The organism is Paenibacillus sp. F4 (assembly GCF_002894905.1).
Lineage (GTDB): Bacteria > Bacillota > Bacilli > Paenibacillales > Paenibacillaceae > Paenibacillus > Paenibacillus polymyxa_B.
Map to the genome: position 1 here is coordinate 1 of NZ_POVS01000014.1, position 23676 is coordinate 23676.

A 23676-nucleotide genomic window follows, 5' to 3' on the forward strand; every position below is an offset into this window, starting at 1 on the left:
TAAGCTGCTCCAGCCTTCAAAATACCTATGACATTAGCAACAGTTGCAATGCTCCGGCTTGCCGATACGCTGACATAATCACCACGGCATACCCCCTGCTCTTGCAAATAGCGGGCAATTTGATTCGAACGTTTCTGCAGTTCTCCATACGTAAGGCATTCATCCTTATGCATTAACGCCACTGCTTCTGGAGTACGTGCTGCCCGCTCCTCAAACAAACCGTGCAAGGTGCTAGACGGTATAGTCTTGTTCGTATTATTGTATAACCGGTTAGCTTCCTCATTTTCTACTTTAATTTCCAGATTTGAAGAATGCATAGCATCTAACAAAAGAGAATCAATGATTTGCGTAAACTGTCTGAACATGCCTTCAATCATTTCTAGTGAAAACAATTCCTCTACATAATCCCAAAATAGCCATAATTCATCTGCTACTAATGTAGCCTGAAAATCAATATAGACCTGTGAGGTTTGCGTTATTCCCGTTTTCAAGTTTCCTAATTGTTCAAGACCAGGTGTGCGCTCTGTGTTATTTTCAGAAAGCACAGAGGTAAAAACGTACGGAATTACAGCCTTTCCATGTCTAATCCCATGATGTCTCACAATATCTCTAATAAACTCAACACCCTCATAGTGGCGGTGCTCCAACGCATCAATTAAGACAAACTGAACGGCCCTGGCCTTTTCCCAGAATGACATACCCGGTTTAAATGAAATACCAAGCAGAAGGTTTGATGTAAAGTCACCTACTATATGCTCTACCTGCTCATGAAAAGGGTAACGATTGAAGACCGTAAGATTAATGGACAAGTTCTCTTGATTGCCCCATATGGAAAGAAGATATGAATAAATAGTCGCAAGCAAAGCGGATGGAGTCACTCCATTTTGTAAAGCCAGCTGTTTTAAAGAAATCCACTGTTGCTGATTGTATATCTTCTCTTTTCTTTGGAATTTTGGTGTTTTTATTTGTTCTGGATCACATTGTAAAGGAAGAACAGGCGCTAATGGAAAATCTTCTACTTTATTAAGCCAGTATTTGCGATCCAGCTCATGTATTTCAGATTGCTTCAAATCTAAATAAGCAAGAATATAATCGCGGAAGCTGAAGTCCAATTTGGGCAATTCGGCATTTGGATTGTGATAGAAATACATCAGATCACGACCGATAATATCCATACTTGCTGCATCAGCAATGAGCAAATCTCTGCCCATACACAATAGATACTTATCATTCTCAAGCAGGAAAGCCTTAAATTCGAACATCGGCCACTGTTCAGGAACAAACACATGGTGTGACATCCGGCTTCGCTCCAGATGAATTCGTTCCTCTTGTTCTCTTCTTTTCAGGAATCGAAGGTCTTCTATAACCATTTGATACTCAGGCACATCTTTAAGAATAACCTGCTCGCCGCTTGGCATGATAATCGCCCTTAGCATCGGGTGTCTCTGAATGACTTTATTCAAGCATTCATTAAAACGCACCATGTCAACGTCAGTCTCCACCTCGGTATATACATGAGTGGAAACGCCGCCCATTTCAAGTTCATCATTTCGACCTAGAAAATATGCCATCTGAATATCAGTTAATGCAAAAGGAGCGTTTAATTGTTCTAAATCAGGAAGCACTATCGGGTATATTTTTTCACTAACCTCTCTTGTTCCACATGTTGCGCAATGATTGATAATTTCCAAGAGATGATTTTTAAAATTTAGGGCAACTTCGGCCAGGGTATCTTCATCATACTCATACTCATTGTATATAAAAGAAACTTTCAGCTCGTCTTCCATGACTGCTGCCGTTATATCAATGGAGTAACTTCGCTCTGATTGTGGATCAAGCATTTGGCCCTGAGGCATATCAGAAAGCGTAAAAACTTCCTGATCTATACTTTGGGAAAATTCCCCTAAATAGTTAAAGCAAACTTCTGGATTGAGTTTCCACTTCATTGATTTTTTGTGTTCCAGAGCAGTAATATATTTTAACAGACCATATCCGATCCCTTTTTTTGGGATTTGGCGTAATGTTTGTTTTACATGTTGAACAATATCCTGAACAGAACAAGATGGCGGAAGATCAATTACTACAGGATACATCGTTGTAAACCAACCGATCGTCCGGGAGACATTAATATCAGAAACTATGTCTTCTCTCCCATGCCCCTCTAAACCGATAAGAATCTGAGTATGATGTGTCCAATCTCGGAATGCACTCCCTAATGCAGCTAACAATAAGTCATTAATTTCCGTATTGTAAGCCTGATTGGAATGACGAAGCAGATTGTCTGTGTCCTGCTTGGATAGTTGAATATTTATCGATCTCGTATCCTTGATAAAGTTGGTTGGACATGTGTGATCCTTAGGTAGAGGCTCAAAATACCGCTGATCTATATTCATCCAGTATGGAATCTCATCAAGTAATATCGGACTATTCGCATACTCCTCCAGTGTGCTAGCCCAGCTCTTATAGGAAGTAGTCTTATACGGTAATGAAGGCTTTTCTCCAGAACTAAGCTGTTTATAAACCTGTGTGATATCTTCTAGCAATATCCTCCAAGAAACACCATCTATTACCAAATGATGCACAACCATAAGGAGGTAATCTCCTTCTATGGTTTGAAATACCCCTGCTTTCAGTAGAGGACCTGTAGTTAAATCCATACTCTTTTGAATCTCTTCTGAAAAATTTGCGATACGCTCCCTTACATCTAGTTCACTTGATAGATCCATAACCTGCAACCAAGCCGACTTTTTCATGCCCTGATTTGTTTGTACAATAGAGTCTTGCTCGCTTGAATACACTATACGCAGAGCGTCATGATGATAAATAATATAATTCATCGTTTCTTGAAGAGTCTCAGGTTCAAAACCTTCTTTTCTATACAACATAAAAGACTGATTCCAATGATGACGTTGTATCCCCTGATGTTCAAAAAACCACTTTTGAATTGGGGTAAGCGGAACGATCCCCTCAACAACACTCTGATCTACAACTTTTGTTTGTATAGCTAACACCTGATTTAATTGTGCAATCGTCGGATTCGCGAAAATATCTTTGATCCCGATATGCACATGATGACGTTGTAAACGTGACGACACTTGAATGGCTTTGATAGAATCTCCCCCGAGTGCAAAAAAATGGTCATGGATGCCCACTTTTTCTACCCCCAGCACTTCTTCCCATATCTCTGAAGTCACGGTTTCAATATGATTTCTTGGCGGTGTGTAGCTAGCAGATACCTTTACTTTGATGTCCGGTATTGGTAAATTCCTACGATCAATCTTTCCGCTTTGCGATAGAGGAAATCTATCTAACTTTATAAAACAAGACGGCACCATATAATCTGGTACGTGTTGGATAAGATATTTTTTTATGGAATCTTCATCAATAGATCGGGACTCCATAATATATGCGCATAAATGTCCATTATTTTCGGCATCCATATATACTGTGACTAATGCCTGCTGTATACCTGGATATTGATGTAGAACGTTTTCTATTTCTCCAATCTCAATTCGATATCCACGTATCTTAATTTGAAAGTCTTTTCTCCCCATGTACTCAATATTCCCATCACTCATCCATCTTGCTAAATCGCCTGTTTTGTACATTTTTTGACCCGCTCTAAATGGATCTCTTACAAATTTCTCTTCAGTTGCTTCTGGAAGATTCACATATCCTGCTGCTACACCTGTACCCGAAATACATAATTCTCCTGCTACACCAATTGGCTGTAATTGACCATCCTGGTCTATTATATGCATTTGAATATTATCGATCGGCTTGCCGATTGGTATGGAATCCCTCTCAAAATCAGAAGGGCAATCAAAATAAGAATCATGTATAGTGCCTTCAGTCGGTCCATATAGATTAGAGAAAACAATGTTTTTATCTCTTCTCCATCCATCGTTAAACCGTTGAACATGCCAGCATGTCAGTGCTTCACCACTAGTAAATACTTTTTGTATAGACAATAAACGCTGAATATGTCCCTCTCCATATTCTAAATAGTCTAAAAATGCATGTAACATAGATGGAACAAAGTGGATTACAGTTACTTTTTGTTGTTCAACTGTGCGGATTATGCTCTCAGGATCTTTTTCAGCTCCAGGCTCCAATAAACATAGGGTAGCAGCGCCCTGAAAATACCACCAGCACAATTCAAGCACAGACACATCAAAAGTATAAGCTGTTTTTTGCATGATAATGTCTGCTTCTGTGATCGAATACTTTCGTTGCATCCATAACATATTGTTGACAACGGACCGATGCTGAACTATAACCCCTTTTGGTTTGCCAGTAGAACCTGATGTGTACATAATGTAAGCCATATCCTCAGGTTTATTAACACAATTTAGATTGGTGTCATCCTCGTTATCAGACAAACTTACATCCATAAGCAAGATTTCTGTTTCAAAACCTGAGAGGCATTCCTTCCAATTTGTCTTTGTTAAGACAAGGTTAGTTACGCTGTCTTGTAGCATATAGCGAACCCGCTCCTTGGGATAAGCGGGATCGATAGGTATATAAGCCCCACCAGCCTTATGAGTCGCCAGTATAGCTATGATCATTTCAAATGATCTTTCAACCATTATTCCAACGGTCCGGTTACTACCTATCCCCTTGCGTCGTAGTATTCTGGCTAGCTGATTGGCACGTTTGTTAACCTCTTCATAACTCATATTTTGTTCACCCAAGATGAGGGCAGTTTTATTAGGATAAGCTATAACTCTATCTTCAAAGTATTCGTGTAAATATTTTTGACCAGAAAAAGCTTGGTCTGTGTTGTTGAATTCTGTTAATATACGTTCTTTTTCATCTGGCGTGAGAATTGAAATGTTTCTAACAAGTATGTGTGGATTTTCAGTGATGGAAGTAGTGACCGCACGAATATGTCCGGCAACCTTTCGCATATCTTCATGCGAATAGCAAAATGCATTATACTTTAAACATACAGATATTTCTTCGGAGGGGATGATAATGATATTGAAATCATAGTTTGTTTGGTCCTTTAATTCAAAATCATAAATTTTCAACTCACGGACATGCTGTCCGTCTAATAAATTGAATTCCAAAGGCACATTTTCAAAAACTACAATATGATTGATTAAATTCTCTTTCAATGGCGTAGCCGCTTGTATCTTCATCAGGGGATAATGACTATGCTCTTGGGAATCAATCATTTGCTTATGGATGAGTATCAACAGATCTTCAAAATGGATATCTTGTTCAAATTTTATTCTTACTGGATTGGTATTGATCAATATTCCGATCATTTGGTCGATTCCGGAAACCGCTGCATGCCTTCCTGAAACGACTGTTCCAAAAACCACATCATTGGTATCATTATATCTTTTTAGCACAATACTCCAGATTGCTTGAATAACAGCATTCATCGTTACACGATAGGCGAGTGCCAATTCCTTAAGTTTTTTAGTCATTTCCCGATCGAAGGTAAACTTAATTTGTTCCTGCAAGTAGCCTTCCCTTTTCTGTTTGGGTTGCCATGGTAGAGCAGTGGACTGTTCAATCCCCTCTAAATATTGGTTCCAGTATAAACTTGCAGAATTTTGATCCTGATGTTTAAGCCATTCGATATAATTTTGAAAAGAGTGAATTTCCCTTAGATCAGGAGATCTTTGCGCAGATAAGGCACTATATATTTCAAAAAGCTCTTGTACAATCGCGCTCAAGCTCCAACCATCTACAATAATATGATGAAAGCTTAGAAGTAATCGAAAATGTTGTAGATTCGTCTGGAATACAGCAAGCCGAACAAGCATTTCAGCAGTTACATCGAAGCCTCTCATTTTTTCTTCATCGGCATAATGAGAGATATATTCCATTTGGCAATCATGATTTTTTTCAGTTAAATCCTGAAAAACAATTTTATGTTCCAAATGGTCTACGACTATTTGAATGGGTCGCTTCGCTTTATCGACATTAAAAAGCGTACGAAAAACTTCATGTCGCTGTACAAGCAATTGCATACTCTTATTCATAATATCTAGTGAGAGAGGCCCTTCCACACTGAAAAAAAGCTGAACTATAAAATTCCCCTGATTTTCTTCACGCAATGTATGGTATAGAATTCCTTCTTGCATCGGTGTTAGCGAATAAATCTTTTGTAAAAGTTGTTTAGACGACATGACTAGTTCCCCCTGTTAATTGATCTTGGAATTCAACTCTGTTTGAAGTTCGTGCAGATCACTTGCGGAAATCCCTAATTCGTCATAGCCATTTTGGATCACAGTAGTATTCACAGACTGGGCCTGCTTGGATTGTCCCTTTATAATAAAGGTGCTTAAATCCGCTACGCTTGGATACTGGAATATATCTTTGGTAGTCACTGTAATATCTTTCACTCGAAGTTGCGCCGAAATTTGAATTGCTTTTATTGAATCTCCTCCCAATGTATAAAAGTCCTCGACTACACTTATGTTTTCAATCCCCAACACCGTTTCCCATACATGGGCTATCGTCTCTTCAATGCTGTTCCTTGGATGTATCGCTTGATTCTGAAAAAGCTGGCTTGTATCAGGTATTGGTAGTTTTTTATGATCCACTTTGCCATTTGCATTTAGAGGCAACTTATTTACCTTTACAAAATAGGCAGGAATCATGTAGTTTGGCAACCTTTCGGAAACCCATTGCCTGATTTTTTCGGTATTCATTTCTTGATCTGCAGCAAAATACGCACATAAGCGCTTATCCCCTTGTTTATCTGTCTGCTCCATGATGAATACTTCTTTAATGGCCTGATTTTCAAGGATACACTTTTCAATTTCACCTAATTCAACTCGGAATCCCCTAATCTTTACCTGATGGTCATTACGTCCTAGAAATTCAATTTCTCCGTTTTCAAGTCGTCGCCCTAAGTCACCTGACTTATATAATCGTTTATCATGCAGATAGAAAAATTTCTCTTGAGTTAATTGGTGATTGTTGAGATAACCTCGTGCGAGACCTTCTCCAGCAATACACAGTTCCCCAATTGCCCCAATTGGCTGCTGCTGATTATCCGAATTAAGAACAAGCACCTCCGTATTCTTAATGGGTCGGCCGATCGGGATCGTAAACATCTCCTCATTAACTTCTTGAACTTCATGATACATCGCATAAACGGTACTCTCTGTGGGGCCATACATATGAATAATTTTCCCTTTACCCATCAACTGAAAAGCTTTATTTACATGTACTATGGATACTCGCTCGCCACCAAAAAGTACCTTTCTTACATTGGCCAAGCAATGAATTTCAAGGTCTACGAGTGTATTAAAAAGAGCCGTTGTCACAAAAAAAACGGAGACATTCTCTTTTAAAATCAACTGAGCTAACTCAGATACATTAAGCATTGTCTCTTTGTCTATTAAAACAAGTCTTGCTCCATTCAAAAGACTCCCAAATATATCAAAAATAGAACCATCAAAAGCAAAGTTGGACAATTGGAGAATGGTATCTTGTGGTGTAATTTGTACATAATCTGAACCCTTCACAACTCTCATTACATTGATATGTTCAATCATGATTCCTTTAGGTATACCGGTCGAGCCAGAAGTATACATTACATAAGCCAAATGGTTAGCCTCTGATAGGCGTAGTGGATTACTCTTATCACGATCATTTGTTTGTTCCAGCACGTCCTCAAGAACCAAAATCCGATGTCTTTCGGAACCTTCCAGTTGTGCTATTAGCTTTGTAATTAAAGAAACCTTTGATCGCGAAACTACAATGATTGATAAGTTCGCATCCTGCACAATAACCTTTAACCTCTCACTTGTATTTTCCGGATCAAGAGGAGTATAGCCTGCATTAGATTTCAAAATGCCTAGTATCCCAATAATCATCTCTGGTGAACGCTCAGTAAGCAGTCCAATTAGTTGATCAGGTTGAACACCTATATCTTGCAAAACATAGGCAAGCTTGTTGGCTTGCCTATTTAACTCACCATAGGATATATGAGTTTCTCCATAGGTAAGGGCCGTTGCAAATGGCGCAACTTCAACTTGTCTTTCAAATAAATCTGCAAGTGTTTCTGTACCGCTATGCTCCATACTCTTTGAGCTTCTCAGTGCAATAAGTTCGATTTCCTCATCAGCACTCAAAATACAGATATTTTTCAAGCAAGCAGAAGGTTCACTGTAGATTTTCATTGCGACATTATATATATGATTTGCCATTCTTCTCACAGTATCTTCAGAATAGATATTGGAATTATAGATAAATGTTATGTTTGTTTCATCTCCCGGAAGCACTGTAATACTTAAGTCATAATTAGTATGTTCTATAACATTAACGTCCTTGATGTGTACATTTACTTCTGTTAATTGATGTTTCCATGAGGAATTTAAAGGCGTATTATCAAACACATAAATATGATCAAACAGGCTTTGTCCAATCGACTGATTTTGAATCTGTGAAAGGGACAAATGCTCGTAGGGCTTAGAATTCAAATTCAGATGATGAATTTGCTGTATTAGTGAAGTAAAGGTTAAGTCTCCTGCTGATTGTATACGTAAGGGAACTGTATTAATAAACAACCCTATCATTCGCTCAACTGCTGGGATCTCTGGTGGTCTTCCTGCAACAACTGAGCCAAATACAACATCGTTACTATTATTATATTTTTGCAGCACAACCCCCCACAGACTCTGATAGACCGCGTTTAATGTGACTTGGTTGTTTCGGGCCAATTCTTTTAAAAAATTGGACAGCCGACGCTCTAATTGAATAGAATGTTTACCCAAGCTATAATCTTGAATTAATTTGTTTCCATTAGTATGTGTCTGACCTGGCATGATTGAGCACTCTTCAAAACCGCTTAAATAATCTTTCCAGTATTCAAGCGCACTATCTTGGTCTTGTTTTGCCAACCATTCTATATACTGACTATAAGGCTGCTCCATACAAATGGTTTGGCTTTGTCCTTTAACTAAACCAGTATAGATTTCGAATAATTCGCAAAGGATTAAATCAGAGCACCAGCCATCCATTAAAATATGGTGAAAAGTGAGTATACAAGTACTTTCACTAGAGCTTGTCTGGAGCACGGACAGCCTAATGAGCGGATCTACCGTTAGATTGAATCCTTGCTGACGATCCTTTTGTAAATAATGCTGAATCCACTGTTTTTTATCCAGATTTGATATATCAGCTCTGCTTTTATAAACAAATTGAAGAGGTCTTTCCGTCAGCACTACCTGAAGTGGCTGCTTGACCTTTTCCAATAAGAAAGTAGTTCTTAATACATTGTGCCGTTGGATAAGTGTCGAAAAACTTTGCTTCATAAGTTCAGCATTAAGATGACCTTCCATGGTTAGGATTAGCTGTACTATATAAGTGTTGGGATCTGTATCTGAGAGAGAATGATATAATATGCCTTCTTGCATAGGGGACAGCGCATATATATCCTGAATTTGTCCTTTCGAAAACGGGTTCACTCTACTCACCTGCCTAATCTAGTGTTTAGAATTCAAGGAACTGAGAAGTACATCATAAATCATATCTAAATCCTCTTCCTTTAAATTTTTTAATGTAAAATCACTTGGAGTGCGCAACTGCTCCTTCTTGTCTATGCAATGCTGAATAATCCTGATAAGCTGCTTTTCATATCCTTCCGCCAAATGCTGGATTTCTTGTCCACTAATTCGTGCACTATCATAGCCGATAGAAAGATGCAATTGATCTCCCGTGATATATCCTGTTATTTCAAGTGCATAACACAGTTCATTATTAGGGCTGATATTCCCTAATCCCTCGGGTCCAAAGGAAGCTGCACTACTGTAAGAAGAGAGTTGGAAATATGGAGAACTTGAGATTGGGTCAAGTTGACCTAAATAATTGAAATTAATTTCTGGTTCAATAGAAAATACCAAAGGCGCCCTCAAACTTTCCGTACTAAGATATTTGAGTACCTCATAGTCCAAACCTTTATTCGGAATAGTTCTAAGATTCTCTTTGGTTTTTATAATCCAATCAGACAAATTGTCAGGCTCATACATACATAGAAGTACGGGGCACTGAGATGTGAACCAGCCGACTGTACGTGTAATATTCATATCAGGTAAAATATCTGTACGGCCATGGGATTCCATATTGATTACAACTTGTTTGACTTCAAGCCAGTCATACAGAGCTATCCCTAAAGCAGTTATCAAAACATCATTTATATCGGTGTTATATGCATGATGAACTTGACCAAGAACCCATTTTGTGTTTTCTTTTGACAGAGCAAATTTTAAATTACGTTTGTTCCTTTGTGTTGACACCTGCACTTGGTCATTCTTCCACAGTAATAATTCCTGATTAACTTTTGCATTAAAATTCAGCCAATAAGGGATGTGTTTTACTATTTCCTTACTATATGAATAATTCTTCAATGCTTCAGCCCATTTTTGGTATGAATCTGTTTTTCCTTGCAGTATAACCTTTCTGCCTTTAATAATTTGCTCATAGGACTTTGAGAAATCTTCGATTAATATACGTAAGGAAATTCCGTCCATCACTAAATGATGTATCGACAACAGCAAATGATCTCCCGACTTGGATCTGAACAGTCCTAAATGTACTAATGGACCCTTCTCCAAACTTTTACTCCCTTGAATCTCTGAAATTTGGTCAATAATAAATTTTTCTTCATCCTCATGCGGCACGTCGAATACATTGAAGCCGAATACCTCGGGACTCACGTCCATGTTCACCTGCTTTAAAATACTTCCCTCCATCTGGTAAGTCATTCTAAGCGCGTCGTGGTGCTCAACCAATGTTTTCAAAACTCTGAGCAATGCTTCTGTTTCATACCGTTCCGGATTATAAAACAGAACAGATTGATTCCAATGATGCTTATCAGTTAACTTTTTTGTAAAAAACCAATGCTGAATAGGGGTAAGGGGGACATTCCCCAAAATTTTGCCTTGGTCACTCTTACGGTGAATCTGTTGAATGGACTGGCCAAATTGTGCAATAGTAGGTTGTTTTAAAAGATGATGACTACCGAGCTTTAGATTATGGGAGTTCAACTTTGCAGATAATTGAATGGCTTTAATTGAATCACCACCCAAATCATAAAAGTTATCATATATTCCCACCTGCCCTACGCCAAGAACCTCGCTCATTAGTAGGCATAAAAGTTCTTCTAAATTAGTGCGAGGCTGATGATGATTAGATTGCTCCGATAAATCCCTGGTTGGCATAGGAAGGGCTTTTCGATCCACTTTTCCATTAATGGTCATAGGAAGTTCAGATAAATAAACAAAATAGGTTGGCATCATATAAATCGGTAATTCTTGCCTGATAAACTGACGCAACTCCGTTGTGCTAATCGTATTTTGAGCTACATAATACGCGCACAACTGCAGCTGATCCTGCTCATCCCGAATAGCCTGCACCACTACTTCTGTGATTTCTTTATATTTAAGAAGAATCGCTTCAATTTCTTCCAATTCGATCCGATGTCCACGTATTTTTACTTGCTGATCCATCCTCCCACGATATTCCAAATTCCCGTCAGGAAGCATCCGAACTAAATCACCAGTTCTATATATTGTTATTTCCGGAATTCTTGGATGTTGGATGAATTTTTGTTTTGTAAGCTCTGGACGATTCAAATAGCCTCTTGCCAGCCCACAGCCGCTTATGAAAAGTTCCCCGATTTCTCCAGCATCAACAGGGTTCAGTTGCTCATCAAAAATAAAAAAATGCGTATTCGGCAATGACAAGCCTATAGGAACTGAATTACCTTCAAAATATGCTGAAGGAGCCACCCATAAAGAAGCACATATGCTCGCTTCTGTGGGCCCGTATGCATTCACATAAGTTGTACACGGACTCCATTGATTCACCAAATTACTGGATGATGACGATCCGGCTGTTATCAGCAACCTTAAATCCGAAATATGTGAAGCTTCCAGGTACACTGCATAACTTGGAGGCAGTGTTAAGACGGTAATCATATTTTCTGAAACATAGGATTCAAAATCGATGGGATCATGTATTATTTTCTGAGGAATAATATATAAGGTCGCCCCATTAAAAAGTGCCATGAAAAGTTCCCATACAGAGGCATCAAATGAAAAGCTGGCGAACTGACCGATTCGATCTTTTGAAGTAATATGGAAATTATTTGCCCAAATTGACTGCAAATTTTCAATTCCCTTATGTTCTAATAAGGTTCCTTTAGGCTGCCCTGTTGAACCTGAGGTATAGATTAAATAGGCGAGATCGCTTGAGCAAACATTCCGCTCCAAATTATCAGTCGAGCGATTACAATACAGCTGTTCAGTCATTATTAATTTACTTAATCCTGGATGATTAGGAGTTTTCAAATGCTGTTGTGTAAGCAGCAACTTTACGTTACTGTCACTTAGCATGAATCTAATTCTCTCCTCAGGGTAACCTGGATCAACTGCCAAATAAGCTCCTCCAGATTTAAGGACCGCTAATACTGCAATGATCATATCGACGGAGCGTTCCATCATAATTCCAACAATACAACCAGTACAAACATTATGCTCAACCAGTACTTCAGCTAATTGATTGGATTTTTCATTTAATTCGCGATAGGTTAGGTATTTTTCACAACTGACAACAGCGGGATGATCTGAATTAGCTACTACTTGCTTTTCAAATAGACTGTGGATAGTCATATTGTTATTCCTCCCTGCCGAGTTTCCATCGTTCTATTCACTTGAGTCCAACTTCAATGGAGTGCAGCATAACCTGACTGGAATTTAGTTTGAAATATTTTTTAATTTTCCGGAAATTCATATCACCAATAGAACACAACCCCACCTGTTCCAGTTCAGCTACTTGAGTAAACAGTTGCACCATAATTCCACAGTCGATAGCGGCATACAAATAGCCCATTCCTCCATATTTCGGCATCGTTACCTCACTGTTATAAACCATAAACACAGAAAAAGCTGATGTGCTAAATATTTCTTGATTTTGGGCATAATGAGCTTCTTGTGTGATAACACAAGCGCTGCTTACCATTTGTAGCATATTACGTACAGGATTATAGTAATATAAGCCTGCCTTTACCTTTTCTACACGGGCGTCCTTAACATAAATGAATATATCGATTGGATATAATCCACCATCGGTTGCGTAAAAATAGCGAATCTCCCCATTCGTTATCGTCTGCTTAAAAACAGAGATTAGTTTTGAAAATGTTTTAAATGGAAGTTTAAGATTTATATCAAAATTACGAAAAGATCTGCGATTTACAATCTCTTCTGTGAAAGAAACATCCTCTAGAGGAAGTTCGTACTCCATAACATTCGAAAATGAGCGTTCAAGCTGTTTTTGTTTGAAGTAATTGTAACGTTCCGGATCAATGAAAGTGTCATCGTGGTGAGGATTGTGTACAAGATAATTATGCGGATAAAGGAGCTCTTGAGGGGATAAAATAGAATTTACTAATATACGTTCATTAATTAAGTGTTTAATAAAATCAACAAATAGTCCCTGATCTAAATGAGAATAATGCTCGATAAGAGATTCCAGCTTTATGCCTTTTTGCGTTATGTAGTACAATTCAGGAAATAATTCAAGTGCTATACCAGAGAATATGGATTGCTCAATTTCAACAGCATCCTCTGTTTTGCACCAACGAACGGATGGAGACCAGAAATACTCCGCTTCATCATGGATTAATTTGGATAATTTCACAGGTACTTGCTTATGCATAATAGTTCCTCCTCTAAATATGATCATTTAAGATATCTGACCACTGACTTATTATGCTGGTTGTTTTTTATGAAAGAATACCCGTTCCATTTCACTATGCCTGCCGAAACACCGACAACTGTACAATTAGCAGGTACATTTTTTAACACAACTGCGCCTGCTCCTATTTTGGAGTAATCGCCAATTGTAATAGGGCCCAATACTTTGGCTCCCGCCCCTATAACAACCCTGTTTCCAATAGTAGGGTGCCGTTTCCCCACATCTTTCCCAGTGCCCCCTAAAGTAACATTCTGATATATCGTCACATTGCTCCCAATTACAGTAGTTTCACCTATTACAACTCCAATACCATGATCTATAAAAATCCCATCTCCCATCTTCGCACCCGGATGTATATCTATTCCCGTAAAAAATCGTCCCCAATTAGATAACATTCGTGCAAATAAATACAAATGAGCCTCAAAAAGGAAATGAGATAATCGATAGAATATCAAAGCATGAAGACCTGGATAACATAATAGTATTTCTAGCCAACTATTTGCCGCTGGGTCCATTTCTCTAATAAACCGGATATCCTTGATCAACTTGCTTAACATTTCGGATCACTCCCCTTGCAGAAGTATCTTTCCGATGTAAATGTAAGCATCATTATAGACTGTTCATATATTCCCACCTCTCTAATAGCATAGAAAACATTAATAACTATACATTTTTTAAAAAATATAAAATACTTAATATTTAGTATGTTACACAAGAAATATTCTACCTCCATATTTTCGTAAAGTAAATATTGAATTAATGTTTTTTAGGTTAAATTTATAATTACAAACTATATAAAATCTATCAACTTAATGGTAAAAAGCTTTCCCTTAAACAAAGGGATTATGAGGTGCTTATCTAAGGATACCTTTCTCCATTTAATACTATTGATCAGTAACCAACCGAATGGTATTTAAAAGACAACAAAGCTCACGTACTCCGATGTTGAGGTCAGCCATCGTGTCTCTAGGGATAAAACCTATTAATTTCTTAGTACGGCTTCTTTTGAAGAAGCACAGTGAGAAACGCATGTAGGCAATAAACCTTTACATCATTGGATTGTAATGATATAATCCGACTATAATCCTTTACTAAATATTTAGTATAAAACATTTAGCAATAAAGTTATGGAGGAGATATCATCTTGAGTACAACACGTGTGATGGTTCTTGGGCTCTTGCTGCAATATGGAGCAATGTCAGGATACGAAATACAACAGAAAATGCAATCAGCACAAACGGATAAATGGGCTTATGTGCAACCAGCTTCCATATATCATGCCTTAAAAAAAATGGATTCAGAAGGAATTGTACAGTTAGAAACGTTAGAACAGACAGGGAACCGGTCCAAAGCTATATATGCTATCACGGAGGCTGGAAAAAGTGAGTTTAGTCGGCTTTTAATCGAATCATTTAAGGAATCTTCTGTTGTATTTCCAACAGCACTGTACACAGCTTTAACTTTTATGAATGAGGCTGGGCTCCATGAAATTGAGGAAGCTTTAAGTTTCCAGCAGCAAGCCATCGAAAAAATCTATAAAGAAATGAAATTAGGGCAAGAACAAAAAGCTGAACTTATGGATATCCCTGTAAACGTTATGTTAATTTTCAGAAATATTTATGATCAATGTGAGCTTCAATTAAAATTTGTTAAACAAATTAAAGAGGAAATAAGAAGAAATTTATGAGGAGGATGTAATAATGAAACTGAGTAAAGGAGTACAAAATAAGCAAAAAGCTGCACTAATTGTTGTCGGATTAGCTGTATTCATTGATATGTTAATCTATGGATTAGTCGTTCCCATTTTGCCGAGGTATGCAAATTCTCTGGGCGCAACTCAAACTGAAATCGGATTTTTATTCAGCAGTTATGCAATCGCATTATTTATAGCTACACCTGTTTTTGGCCTATTAACGGATCGGATTGGGAGAAAGACACCTCTATTATGGGGGTTAATTGGACTCATAGCCTCCACTTTTATGTTTGCCATAGCCCACACTTTCTGGCTACTTATAGTGGCACGCGCTCTTCAGGGAATCGCAGCCGCAATGACCTGGACAGCAGGACTCGCTCTCTTGGCTGATCTATACCCTTCTGAAGAACGTGGTAAAGCTATGGGCTTGGCATTATCCGGTCAAGCCGCCGGAACCCTTCTCGGACCGACAATTGGCGGTTGGTTGTATCAATGGGGAAGTTACCAGCTTCCTTTTTACTTTGCCATCTCCTTGGCCGTCATCGATGCTGTACTTCGACTAATTCTCCTGCATGATATTCCGGAAGCGAAAAATGAAAAGTATATTTCCCCTTTCTCGTTCATGAAAAATAAAGATTTGCTTTTGGTTATTGGAGTGGTGATTATCGGCGCATCCATCCCAAGCGTACTTGAGCCAACATTACCGTTACACCTACAGCACAAATTTAGCGCTAACCCAGGAATTATTGGATTATTATTTGCTATTCCCACGCTTGCTTATGGCCTGGCAACACCTTTTATAGGACAGTTTTCTAGTAAAATCGGCTATAAAAATGGAATTCTCCTCGGTCTACTTATGGTATCCATCGCACTTCCTCTAACTGCACTTCCAGCAATATTATCGCTTCAAGCTGTTATTTTAGCTATTTTAGGGGTTAGCATGGGTATGGTCCTTGCTCCCTGCTTACCTCAACTTGCTGATATCTCTCAACGAAGTGGAATTCATTCTTATGGAATTACTTTTGCACTCTATAACACGGCATACTCGATTGGCCTAATGATCGGCCCTATTTTGAGCAGTACTCTCACGGATCTAATGAATATTAAGTTCTCTTATTTAATCATAGGCATTATTGTATTTATATACATGTTCGTACTCGCTTCAGCCTTAAGGAAAACCAAAAATTCATCAAGCAATGTAAAGCTAAGTAAATAAGTGAACAAAAATTCATATCCACATAAATAATAAAACATTTTATTGCATATTTTCCATTATACAGAATTTCAACCCCTGAAAAAAGGTATTCCTCAAGCTTATCGCTCAGGAATACCTTTTTTTGATCCATCTATGGCTTGGCAGGCTCTACCTTCATTTGCGCCTCAAGCGCGAGATTCAGCTTGAGCACGTTCACACGCGGCTCGCCGAATACCCCGGCGCTGCGGCCTTCTGTCTGCTCCTGCACCAGTGCTCTCAGTTGATCCTGCGGGATACCCGTCAAGCCGCTAATGCGCGGAATTTGCACCTGTGCCGCCTGTGGCGAGATGTGCGGGTCCAGACCGGAGCCGGAGTTCGTAATCAGGTCCACCGGAACCTGACTGACAGGTACATCCGGGTTATGCTTCTGCCAATCCGCAATAGAATCCTTGACTCGCTGTATCAAGGCCGGATTCGACGGTGCGTAGTTACTAGAGCCTGAACCAGCCCCATTGTAATCAACGCTCGATACCCGACCTTGGAAAAACGCCGAATCGGCAAAGGACTGCCCAATCAATTCGGAGCCGACCACCCGCCCCTCTGCGTCACGGATCATACTACCGTTTGCTTGCTGCGGAAACAGAACCTGCGCTACTCCTGTACTGACTAGCGGATATGCCAAACCGCACAAAAGAATCATCAGCACCGAAGTTCGCAAAGCCACTCCAATAACTGTACTTCCTCGCATCTCTTGTCTCTCCGGTTGTCCTTCCGACACTGTCCCGGTCCCTGTACGTTTGTTATGACCTTGCCCGCCAGATTCGGCTTTTTCGTGCGCAGCAAATCTGCGTCCAGACATCATCCGATAAAAACCATTCATGTCGTTCACCCTTTCTGCGCTAAATCCACAAATGCACCAGCAAATCAATGGCCTTAATGCCGACAAACGGTACGACCATACCGCCCAGACCGTAAATCAGCAAATTCCGTCCCAGCAGGCGATCCGAGCTCATCGGCTTATACTTCACGCCCTTCATGGCCAGCGGAATCAGAAGCGGAATAATAACCGCGTTAAAGATCAGCGCCGACAAAATAGCGGACAGCGGAGAGCCAAGCCCCATGACGTTCAAAGCGCCCATTTGTGGAATGGCCAGCATGAACATCGCCGGGATGATGGCAAAATATTTGGCAACATCATTCGCAATACTGAACGTTGTCAATGCTCCGCGCGTCATAAGCAGCTGCTTGCCGATCGCGACCACCTCAATAATTTTGGACGGATCGGAATCCAAGTCCACCATATTAGCCGCTTCTTTGGCCGCGACTGTGCCGCTATTCATGGCAAGACCGACATCCGCTTGCGCCAGCGCAGGTGCATCATTGGTGCCGTCTCCGGTCATGGCAACCAGCTTACCCTGTTCCTGCTCACGGCGGATAACCGCGATTTTGTCCTCCGGCTTGCTCTCAGCTACAAAGTCGTCCACTCCCGCTTCCCGTGCAATTGTAGCAGCGGTCAACGGGTTATCCCCGGTACACATGATCGTACGGATACCCATTTCCCGGAGCTGATCAAACCGTTCCTTCATGCCTGGCTTCACTGTATCTTTCAAATAAATAATGCCGTATATCTGATCATCCAGCGCGACTGCCAGCGGTGTACCTCCTTCAGAGGCTACCTGATTCGCTTTTTCCTCCAGATCGGCTGGAACACTGCCGTTTTGCGATACGATCCATTGCCGAACAGAATCCACCGCGCCCTTGCGCACCTTTCGTCCATCGGCCAGATCCAGACCACTCATCCGGGTCTCCGCCTTGAATTCGATAAAGGTTCCACCTGCCGCTAAGGATTCATCCAACGTGTGCTCCTGTTTGCGCATCAACTCGAGAACCGAGCGCCCCTCTGGCGTCTCGTCCTTCATAGAGCTAATCGCTGCCCACTTCACTAGCTCTGCCTTCTCCACGCCCTCTACAGGCACGAATTCACTCGCCATCCGGTTCCCGAAGGTGATTGTACCTGTTTTATCCAGAATCATCGTGTTGATATCCCCAGAAGCTTCTACCGCCTTGCCTGACATGGCTAGCACATTAAACTGGGTGACCCGGTCCATACCGGCAATCCCGATGGCTGACAACAGTCCGCCAATCGTGGTTGGAATCAGACAGACTAGCAACGAAATCAGCACAGGAACAGGCAAATCAATATTAAAATGACGGGCAATCGGCGCTAGCGTAACCACCACAATTAGAAAAATAATCGTCAAGCTAATCAGCAAAGTGTTCAGCGCAATCTCATTCGGCGTTTTTTGCCGCTGTGCGCCTTCCACGAGCGAAATCATTTTATCAATAAATGTCTCGCCCGGCTCTGTCGTAATCCGCACCTTAATCCGGTCACTGACCACTCGCGTCCCGCCAGTTACCGAGCAAAAGTCACCACCCGATTCCTTGATGACCGGAGCCGATTCTCCCGTAATTGCAGATTCATCCACCGAAGCCAGACCTTCAATGACCTCACCATCGCTTGGAATCATTTCGCCCTGGGAGACAATAACCACGTCCCCCTTACGCAATTCGGTTGAGCTAACCACCTGAATGTCATTTCCGATGAGCTTGTTAGCTTGCGTATCCTGCTTGGATTTTTTTAAAGAGGCAGCTTGTGCCTTACCCCGCCCCTCCGCGAGCGCTTCGGCAAAATTAGCAAAAAGCAACGTAAACAACAGAATAACAAACACGGCCAGGTTAAAGCCCATTTCCTTGCCAGTTCCAAAATAACCGGGAAACAGTAACATTAGCAGCACGACCAATGTACCGATCTCCACGACAAACATGACAGGATTTTTCATCATAATCATCGGATTTAATTTTATAAAGCTATCCTTGATCGCATGCTTCAAGATGCTTCTGTCCAGCATGTGTTTGCGCTGTTCCTTCATGATCAAACACCCCGTTCATCCATTCTCATTTTCTTCTTCACATGGTCAAAAATTCAGCAACAGGTCCCAATACGATGACGGGTAAAAAGGTCAACGCACCAATCAGCAGCACGACCCCGATCAGAATGGCTCCAAATAACTTGTTGTCCGTGCGCAGTGTCCCCGTCGTCACCGGAGTCGGTGCTTTGGCATTCAACGAAGCCGCCACAGCCAACAATGCAATCATAGATACATATCGTCCGAAGAACATAACCATCCCCGTTGTCATGTTCCAGAATACGTTGTTATCCGAAAGACCTTCAAATCCCGAACCGTTATTTGCGGCAGATGACGCATATTCATAGAGCACCTGAGTCAACCCGTGATAGCCAGGGTTAGTGACCGCATCGTATCCCCAATGACTCATAAACGCAAGCGCAGTTGGGGCGAGAATGAGAAACGGATGTACCAAAATGGCAATCGCGATCAGCTTCATTTCCTTGCCTTCAATTTTCCTTCCCATAAATTCCGGAGTTCTCCCGACCATCAGTCCGCATATAAACACACCCAGAATCGCATACATCAGCATATTCATCAGCCCGACACCCTTGCCGCCAAAAATGACGTTTAGCATCATTTCTCCCAAAGCAGCCATGCCACCCAGCGGGGTTAGTGTATCATGCATATTATTGACCGAACCTGTCGTTGCTGCTGTTGTGACCGCAGTGAATAAAGCCGATTGTCCAATGCCGAAACGAACCTCTTTCCCTTCCATGCTTCCTTGAGAAGCATCCACACCCAGTGTCTGGATTAACGGATTACCTGTCTTTTCAGACACGTACGTAATGGATAGAAAAATAAGAAACAATACCATCATGGAGCCAAAAATAATCCAGCCCTGCTTACGATTACGGGCAAACAATCCAAAGGTATACGGCAACGAAGCCGGCATTACCCACATTGCCAAAATTTCCAGCACGTTCGTCCAAGGACTTGGATTTTCAAAAGGATGCGCAGAGTTAGCTCCCGCATAACCGCCTCCATTCGTCCCCAAATGCTTGATGGACTCCAGAGAAGCAATGGGTCCCATAGAAATCTGCTGCTGTGTTCCGCTCAGCGTCGTAAGATCCGCCGTAGGCTGTAGCGTCTGTGGTACCTTCAATCCAACCAGCACCAGCGTAAGCACAAAGGCCAGCGGCAGGAAAATCCTTATAATGGCTTTAATAAAATCTTGAAAGAAATTGCCCATCCCTTCACCGCGCCGCGTCAATCCCCTCATAAAAGCCGCAGCAACCGCAAAACCGGAAGCAGCCGAAGTGAACATCATCATCGTGACGAACGCCATCTGTGTCAGATACGTAAGCCCGCTTTCTCCGCTATAATGTTGGAGATTCGTATTCGTCATAAAGCTGATTACCGTATTAAAAGCTAGTGATGCTTCCATATTACTGTTTCCCGCAGGATTACCGGGAAGCATTCCCTGTAAACGCAACAGCAAGTAGCTGATCGCCACAAGCACCACATTCGTTGCAATGAAACTCATAACATACGTAGTCCAACGCATGCTCTCCAGCTTCTTCAATCCTACTACCTTATAAATCAGCTTTTCTGTTCCGCCAAAAATCCGATCCGTCCGATTGGGTTCATTCGAGAATACATGATACATATAGGTGCCCACTGGCTTTACCAAGAGCAGCAATATGACGATCACAATTCCAATTTGAAGCAGCTCCATCCTTTATTCCTCCTTCAAAATGCTCCTGCGTTTGGAACAACAGACCTGCTTCAGAGCACCAAACGTGTGCACACGTTTGCGAAAACCCGTTACCTATGATGCTTAATATTCAGATCTGTTGTTCCCGCCCGCTCTATCCCCTATAGCTGACTAGAACTTTTCAGGGTTCAGGAGTGCGTAGATTAAATACATAAACACAATAGCCGTAAGCCCAAGTATAACGATCATCCTCTTCGTCCTCCTTTAGAGGTCTGCGCATCACACCAGCGTACAAACAGCAGTATCACTCCATAACTCACAGCCATGACGAGCAGCATGTATATATCCATCATGTTTATACCCTCCGTATCGGTCCTCAGATCGCCATTCTTATTTGATCATAAAATCATAAAACAACTATGTTATAAGCGCTTATCCGTTCAGCAGAAAACCCACCTCTCCGTTCAATGTGTAGATCACATGGTCCGCTCCCAATCCCCGATAAATTCCTTGTGGATTACAGCCGTGCGTAATAACATAGATCGATTCCGATGTTAGTGGCCGACATATTTGCAGGAAACGGCAAGTCAGATTCAAGCTGTTCTCGAACAAATACACACTACCAATTTCTTTTTTTGGAAAATTCCATTTTCCCGCTTGCATGGTATTGATGCGGACAATGTGCTCCACACCCATTTTTTTGAGCTGTCGTTCCTCCTGGGCGCTATTCGTCAGAACTGCAAACGCCAATTTTTTGAAAATAAGCAATTTCACAAAACTTCTGCCCGCTTCATTCGGTGCAGTGACAATAATTAACCGACCTTCCATCAGTAGCTCCTCTCCCGGTATAAAAAGACAACAAAAAGAAGCCGAAGGAAAAAGGCTTTCCTCCGGCTTCTTACATATCCATGATAAAATAAACCATGGCTGCACACGGCGGTTTGTTGCCTCTCCCTGTACGCTTACGAGGTTAGCTGTCGGATTCGGACGTGAGAGTCGCCCTATTTCTGGCACTTGACCGGAAAATTCACCCCATGAGACACACGGCTTTCGAAGCCGTACAGTCTCGATTGGTTCCCCCGCTTTTGCAACTGCAAAATTCAGCGCTATAGACATTTCGTTGTTGCTTCATTCAAGTTAATTTGAAATTACGTCTTGAATCATACACCCGCGCATGGAAGACTGTAAAGCTCAACTGCGGGGTTATAAATCGGCCTTTAGAGCCTAGGATATTAATAATAGCGCTTACAATGCAACTATGCTTCTCACAGCTCCTTCAATCTCTGTTTTTCATCCCTTTTCGAAAATGACAAGCATGTCAATATTGGCGTAGGGTAGAGCGTTTTTGGCCTTTTTTTGTAAAAAGAGAAGAAAATACGCTATATGTACCAGCTAAACACCGATTGAACCCGCTTTTATAAGAAGAAACACCTTAATTCGCTCCATTTGCGGTGCGATTTACTGTTTTGAACAAAATACGATTTTACAGCGGCTAAAGGCTTGATACAGCTTTTCCAAACTTGCAACCTCGCTTTTAATTGCTTACAATTTAATTGCTGAATATTGAATAAGGAGAGATACTATGACCGTTTATGAATATGATGCGCAAACCCTGCAAGGGAAACAAATTCCGTTATCCACATATGAAGGGAACGTTCTGCTTATCGTGAACACTGCCAGCAAATGTGGGTTAACCCCCCAATACAAAGCGCTACAAGAGCTATATGACCAGTACCATGAACAGGGGCTCGAAATTTTGGGATTTCCCAGCAACCAGTTTGCCAAACAAGAGCCAGGTTCTAGCGAGGAGATTTCCGAATTTTGCCAGATCAATTATGGTGTTACCTTTCCGATGTTCGCCAAAACAGATGTCAATGGAGATCAAGCGCACCCCTTATTTCGCTACCTTACCCAAACAGCTCCGGGGGTATTAGGATCCAAAGCGATCAAATGGAATTTTACTAAATTCTTAATTACACGAGAAGGTAACGTATTTAAGCGCTATGCACCGCAAACCACTCCAGATAAGCTGGCGGGAGATATAGAGAAGCTTTTGCAGCAAAACTGACATTCTTCTTAATCACAGTTATTAAACAACCTGTTGTCTACCGTTGCTTCTGTGGCTAAAGGATAACGAAAAATGCTTAACAAAAAAAGCATCCCTTCACGTAAACCGTGTCAGGATGCTTTTTTAACTGGGTCTTGCATATAATGCGGTCGAGAGGACTCGAACCTCCACGGGCGTACGCCCACTACCCCCTCAAGATAGCGTGTCTGCCATTCCACCACGACCGCAAATCATAATGTATTGAGGCAACAGATTTATTATACTCTCTCATCAACTATTTGTAAACAAAAATAGAATAATTATTTTCTATGTTATTTTAACTGACATATATGGACAATAAAAATATTTAATTTGACACAAATGATACTTAAG

13 protein-coding genes, 1 tRNA gene and 1 riboswitch are annotated in these 23676 nt (G+C 40.9%); of the genes, 3 read left to right on the forward strand and 11 right to left on the reverse strand.

From position 1 onward, the window contains the following. The 5 genes from C1T21_RS15240 to cysE form a co-directional block, all read right to left on the reverse strand. On the reverse strand, positions 1–6146 hold a 6146-nt coding region (locus C1T21_RS15240; protein WP_146032496.1), incomplete at its 3' end, for a non-ribosomal peptide synthetase. Positions 6147–6161: 15 nt separating this feature from the next. Further along, a complete protein-coding gene (locus C1T21_RS15245; protein WP_103048845.1) occupies positions 6162–9437 on the reverse strand; it encodes a non-ribosomal peptide synthetase in 3276 nt (1091 codons plus the stop codon). An 18-nt stretch (positions 9438–9455) separates the two neighbouring features. Then, entirely contained in the window at positions 9456–12641 is a 3186-nt protein-coding gene (locus C1T21_RS15250) for a non-ribosomal peptide synthetase (RefSeq protein ID WP_103048846.1), read from the reverse strand. A gap of 37 nt (positions 12642–12678) precedes the next feature. Further along, positions 12679–13686: a SagB/ThcOx family dehydrogenase gene (locus C1T21_RS15255; RefSeq protein WP_180984596.1), complete on the reverse strand. Its 1008-nt coding sequence runs from the start codon at positions 13684–13686 to the stop codon at positions 12679–12681. Between the two features lie 23 nt (positions 13687–13709). Beyond that, complete coding sequence (cysE, locus tag C1T21_RS15260) at positions 13710–14282, reverse strand: serine O-acetyltransferase (RefSeq protein WP_103048848.1); 573 nt, start codon at positions 14280–14282, stop codon at positions 13710–13712. 587 nt (positions 14283–14869) lie between these two features. Here cysE and C1T21_RS15265 point away from each other — a divergent pair. Together C1T21_RS15265 and C1T21_RS15270 are read left to right on the forward strand one after the other, a co-directional pair. Continuing rightward, positions 14870–15412, forward strand: coding sequence for a PadR family transcriptional regulator (locus C1T21_RS15265; RefSeq protein ID WP_069012203.1), 543 nt, complete (start codon positions 14870–14872; stop codon positions 15410–15412). A gap of 13 nt (positions 15413–15425) precedes the next feature. Beyond that, the gene (locus C1T21_RS15270) at positions 15426–16634 is read left to right on the forward strand and encodes an MFS transporter (RefSeq protein ID WP_103048849.1); all 1209 of its coding nucleotides are present in this window, start codon (positions 15426–15428) and stop codon (positions 16632–16634) included. Positions 16635–16764: 130 nt separating this feature from the next. On the opposite strand, the gene kdpC is transcribed toward C1T21_RS15270, so the two are convergent. From kdpC to C1T21_RS15295, 5 genes are all read right to left on the reverse strand, one after another. Continuing rightward, positions 16765–17493, reverse strand: a complete 729-nt coding sequence (gene kdpC / locus C1T21_RS15275) for a potassium-transporting ATPase subunit KdpC (protein WP_103048850.1) — start codon at positions 17491–17493, stop codon at positions 16765–16767. A gap of 19 nt (positions 17494–17512) precedes the next feature. Further along, positions 17513–19543 (reverse strand): potassium-transporting ATPase subunit KdpB, encoded by a 2031-nt coding sequence (gene kdpB, locus C1T21_RS15280; RefSeq protein ID WP_103048851.1) that lies wholly within the window; start codon positions 19541–19543, stop codon positions 17513–17515. A gap of 37 nt (positions 19544–19580) precedes the next feature. Then, positions 19581–21257 carry a potassium-transporting ATPase subunit KdpA gene (kdpA, locus tag C1T21_RS15285; RefSeq protein WP_103048852.1) on the reverse strand — a complete coding sequence of 559 codons (1677 nt, stop codon included), beginning with the start codon at positions 21255–21257 and terminating at the stop codon, positions 19581–19583. A gap of 150 nt (positions 21258–21407) precedes the next feature. Then, complete coding sequence (locus tag C1T21_RS28475; protein ID WP_071559652.1) at positions 21408–21485, reverse strand: potassium-transporting ATPase subunit F; 78 nt, start codon at positions 21483–21485, stop codon at positions 21408–21410. A 183-nt stretch (positions 21486–21668) separates the two neighbouring features. Next, positions 21669–22064, reverse strand: coding sequence for a hypothetical protein (locus C1T21_RS15295; RefSeq protein ID WP_023987603.1), 396 nt, complete (start codon positions 22062–22064; stop codon positions 21669–21671). A gap of 115 nt (positions 22065–22179) precedes the next feature. Beyond that, a riboswitch (cyclic di-AMP (ydaO/yuaA leader) is annotated at positions 22180–22352 on the reverse strand. A 466-nt stretch (positions 22353–22818) separates the two neighbouring features. Here C1T21_RS15295 and C1T21_RS15300 point away from each other — a divergent pair. Continuing rightward, on the forward strand, positions 22819–23304 hold the full coding sequence (locus C1T21_RS15300) for a glutathione peroxidase (protein WP_103048853.1): 486 nt from the start codon (positions 22819–22821) through the stop codon (positions 23302–23304). Between the two features lie 144 nt (positions 23305–23448). On the opposite strand, the gene C1T21_RS15305 is transcribed toward C1T21_RS15300, so the two are convergent. Continuing rightward, positions 23449–23531, reverse strand: a tRNA-Leu gene (locus tag C1T21_RS15305). Between the last annotated feature and the right edge of the window lie 145 nt (positions 23532–23676).

Excerpts from the sequence above, each read along its gene's own strand:
- cysE (WP_103048848.1), bottom strand. The coding sequence starts at position 14,282 with ATGTTAAGCAAGTTGATCAAGGATATCCGGTTTATTAGAGAAATGGAC.
- kdpC (WP_103048850.1), bottom strand. The coding sequence starts at position 17,493 with ATGAATGGTTTTTATCGGATGATGTCTGGACGCAGATTTGCTGCGCAC.
- C1T21_RS15295 (WP_023987603.1), bottom strand. The coding sequence starts at position 22,064 with ATGGAAGGTCGGTTAATTATTGTCACTGCACCGAATGAAGCGGGCAGA.
- C1T21_RS15255 (WP_180984596.1), bottom strand. The coding sequence starts at position 13,686 with ATGCATAAGCAAGTACCTGTGAAATTATCCAAATTAATCCATGATGAA.
- C1T21_RS15250 (WP_103048846.1), bottom strand. The coding sequence starts at position 12,641 with ATGACTATCCACAGTCTATTTGAAAAGCAAGTAGTAGCTAATTCAGAT.
- C1T21_RS15300 (WP_103048853.1), top strand. The coding sequence starts at position 22,819 with ATGACCGTTTATGAATATGATGCGCAAACCCTGCAAGGGAAACAAATT.
- C1T21_RS28475 (WP_071559652.1), bottom strand. The coding sequence starts at position 21,485 with ATGATCGTTATACTTGGGCTTACGGCTATTGTGTTTATGTATTTAATC.
- kdpB (WP_103048851.1), bottom strand. The coding sequence starts at position 19,543 with ATGAAGGAACAGCGCAAACACATGCTGGACAGAAGCATCTTGAAGCAT.
- C1T21_RS15270 (WP_103048849.1), top strand. The coding sequence starts at position 15,426 with ATGAAACTGAGTAAAGGAGTACAAAATAAGCAAAAAGCTGCACTAATT.
- kdpA (WP_103048852.1), bottom strand. The coding sequence starts at position 21,257 with ATGGAGCTGCTTCAAATTGGAATTGTGATCGTCATATTGCTGCTCTTG.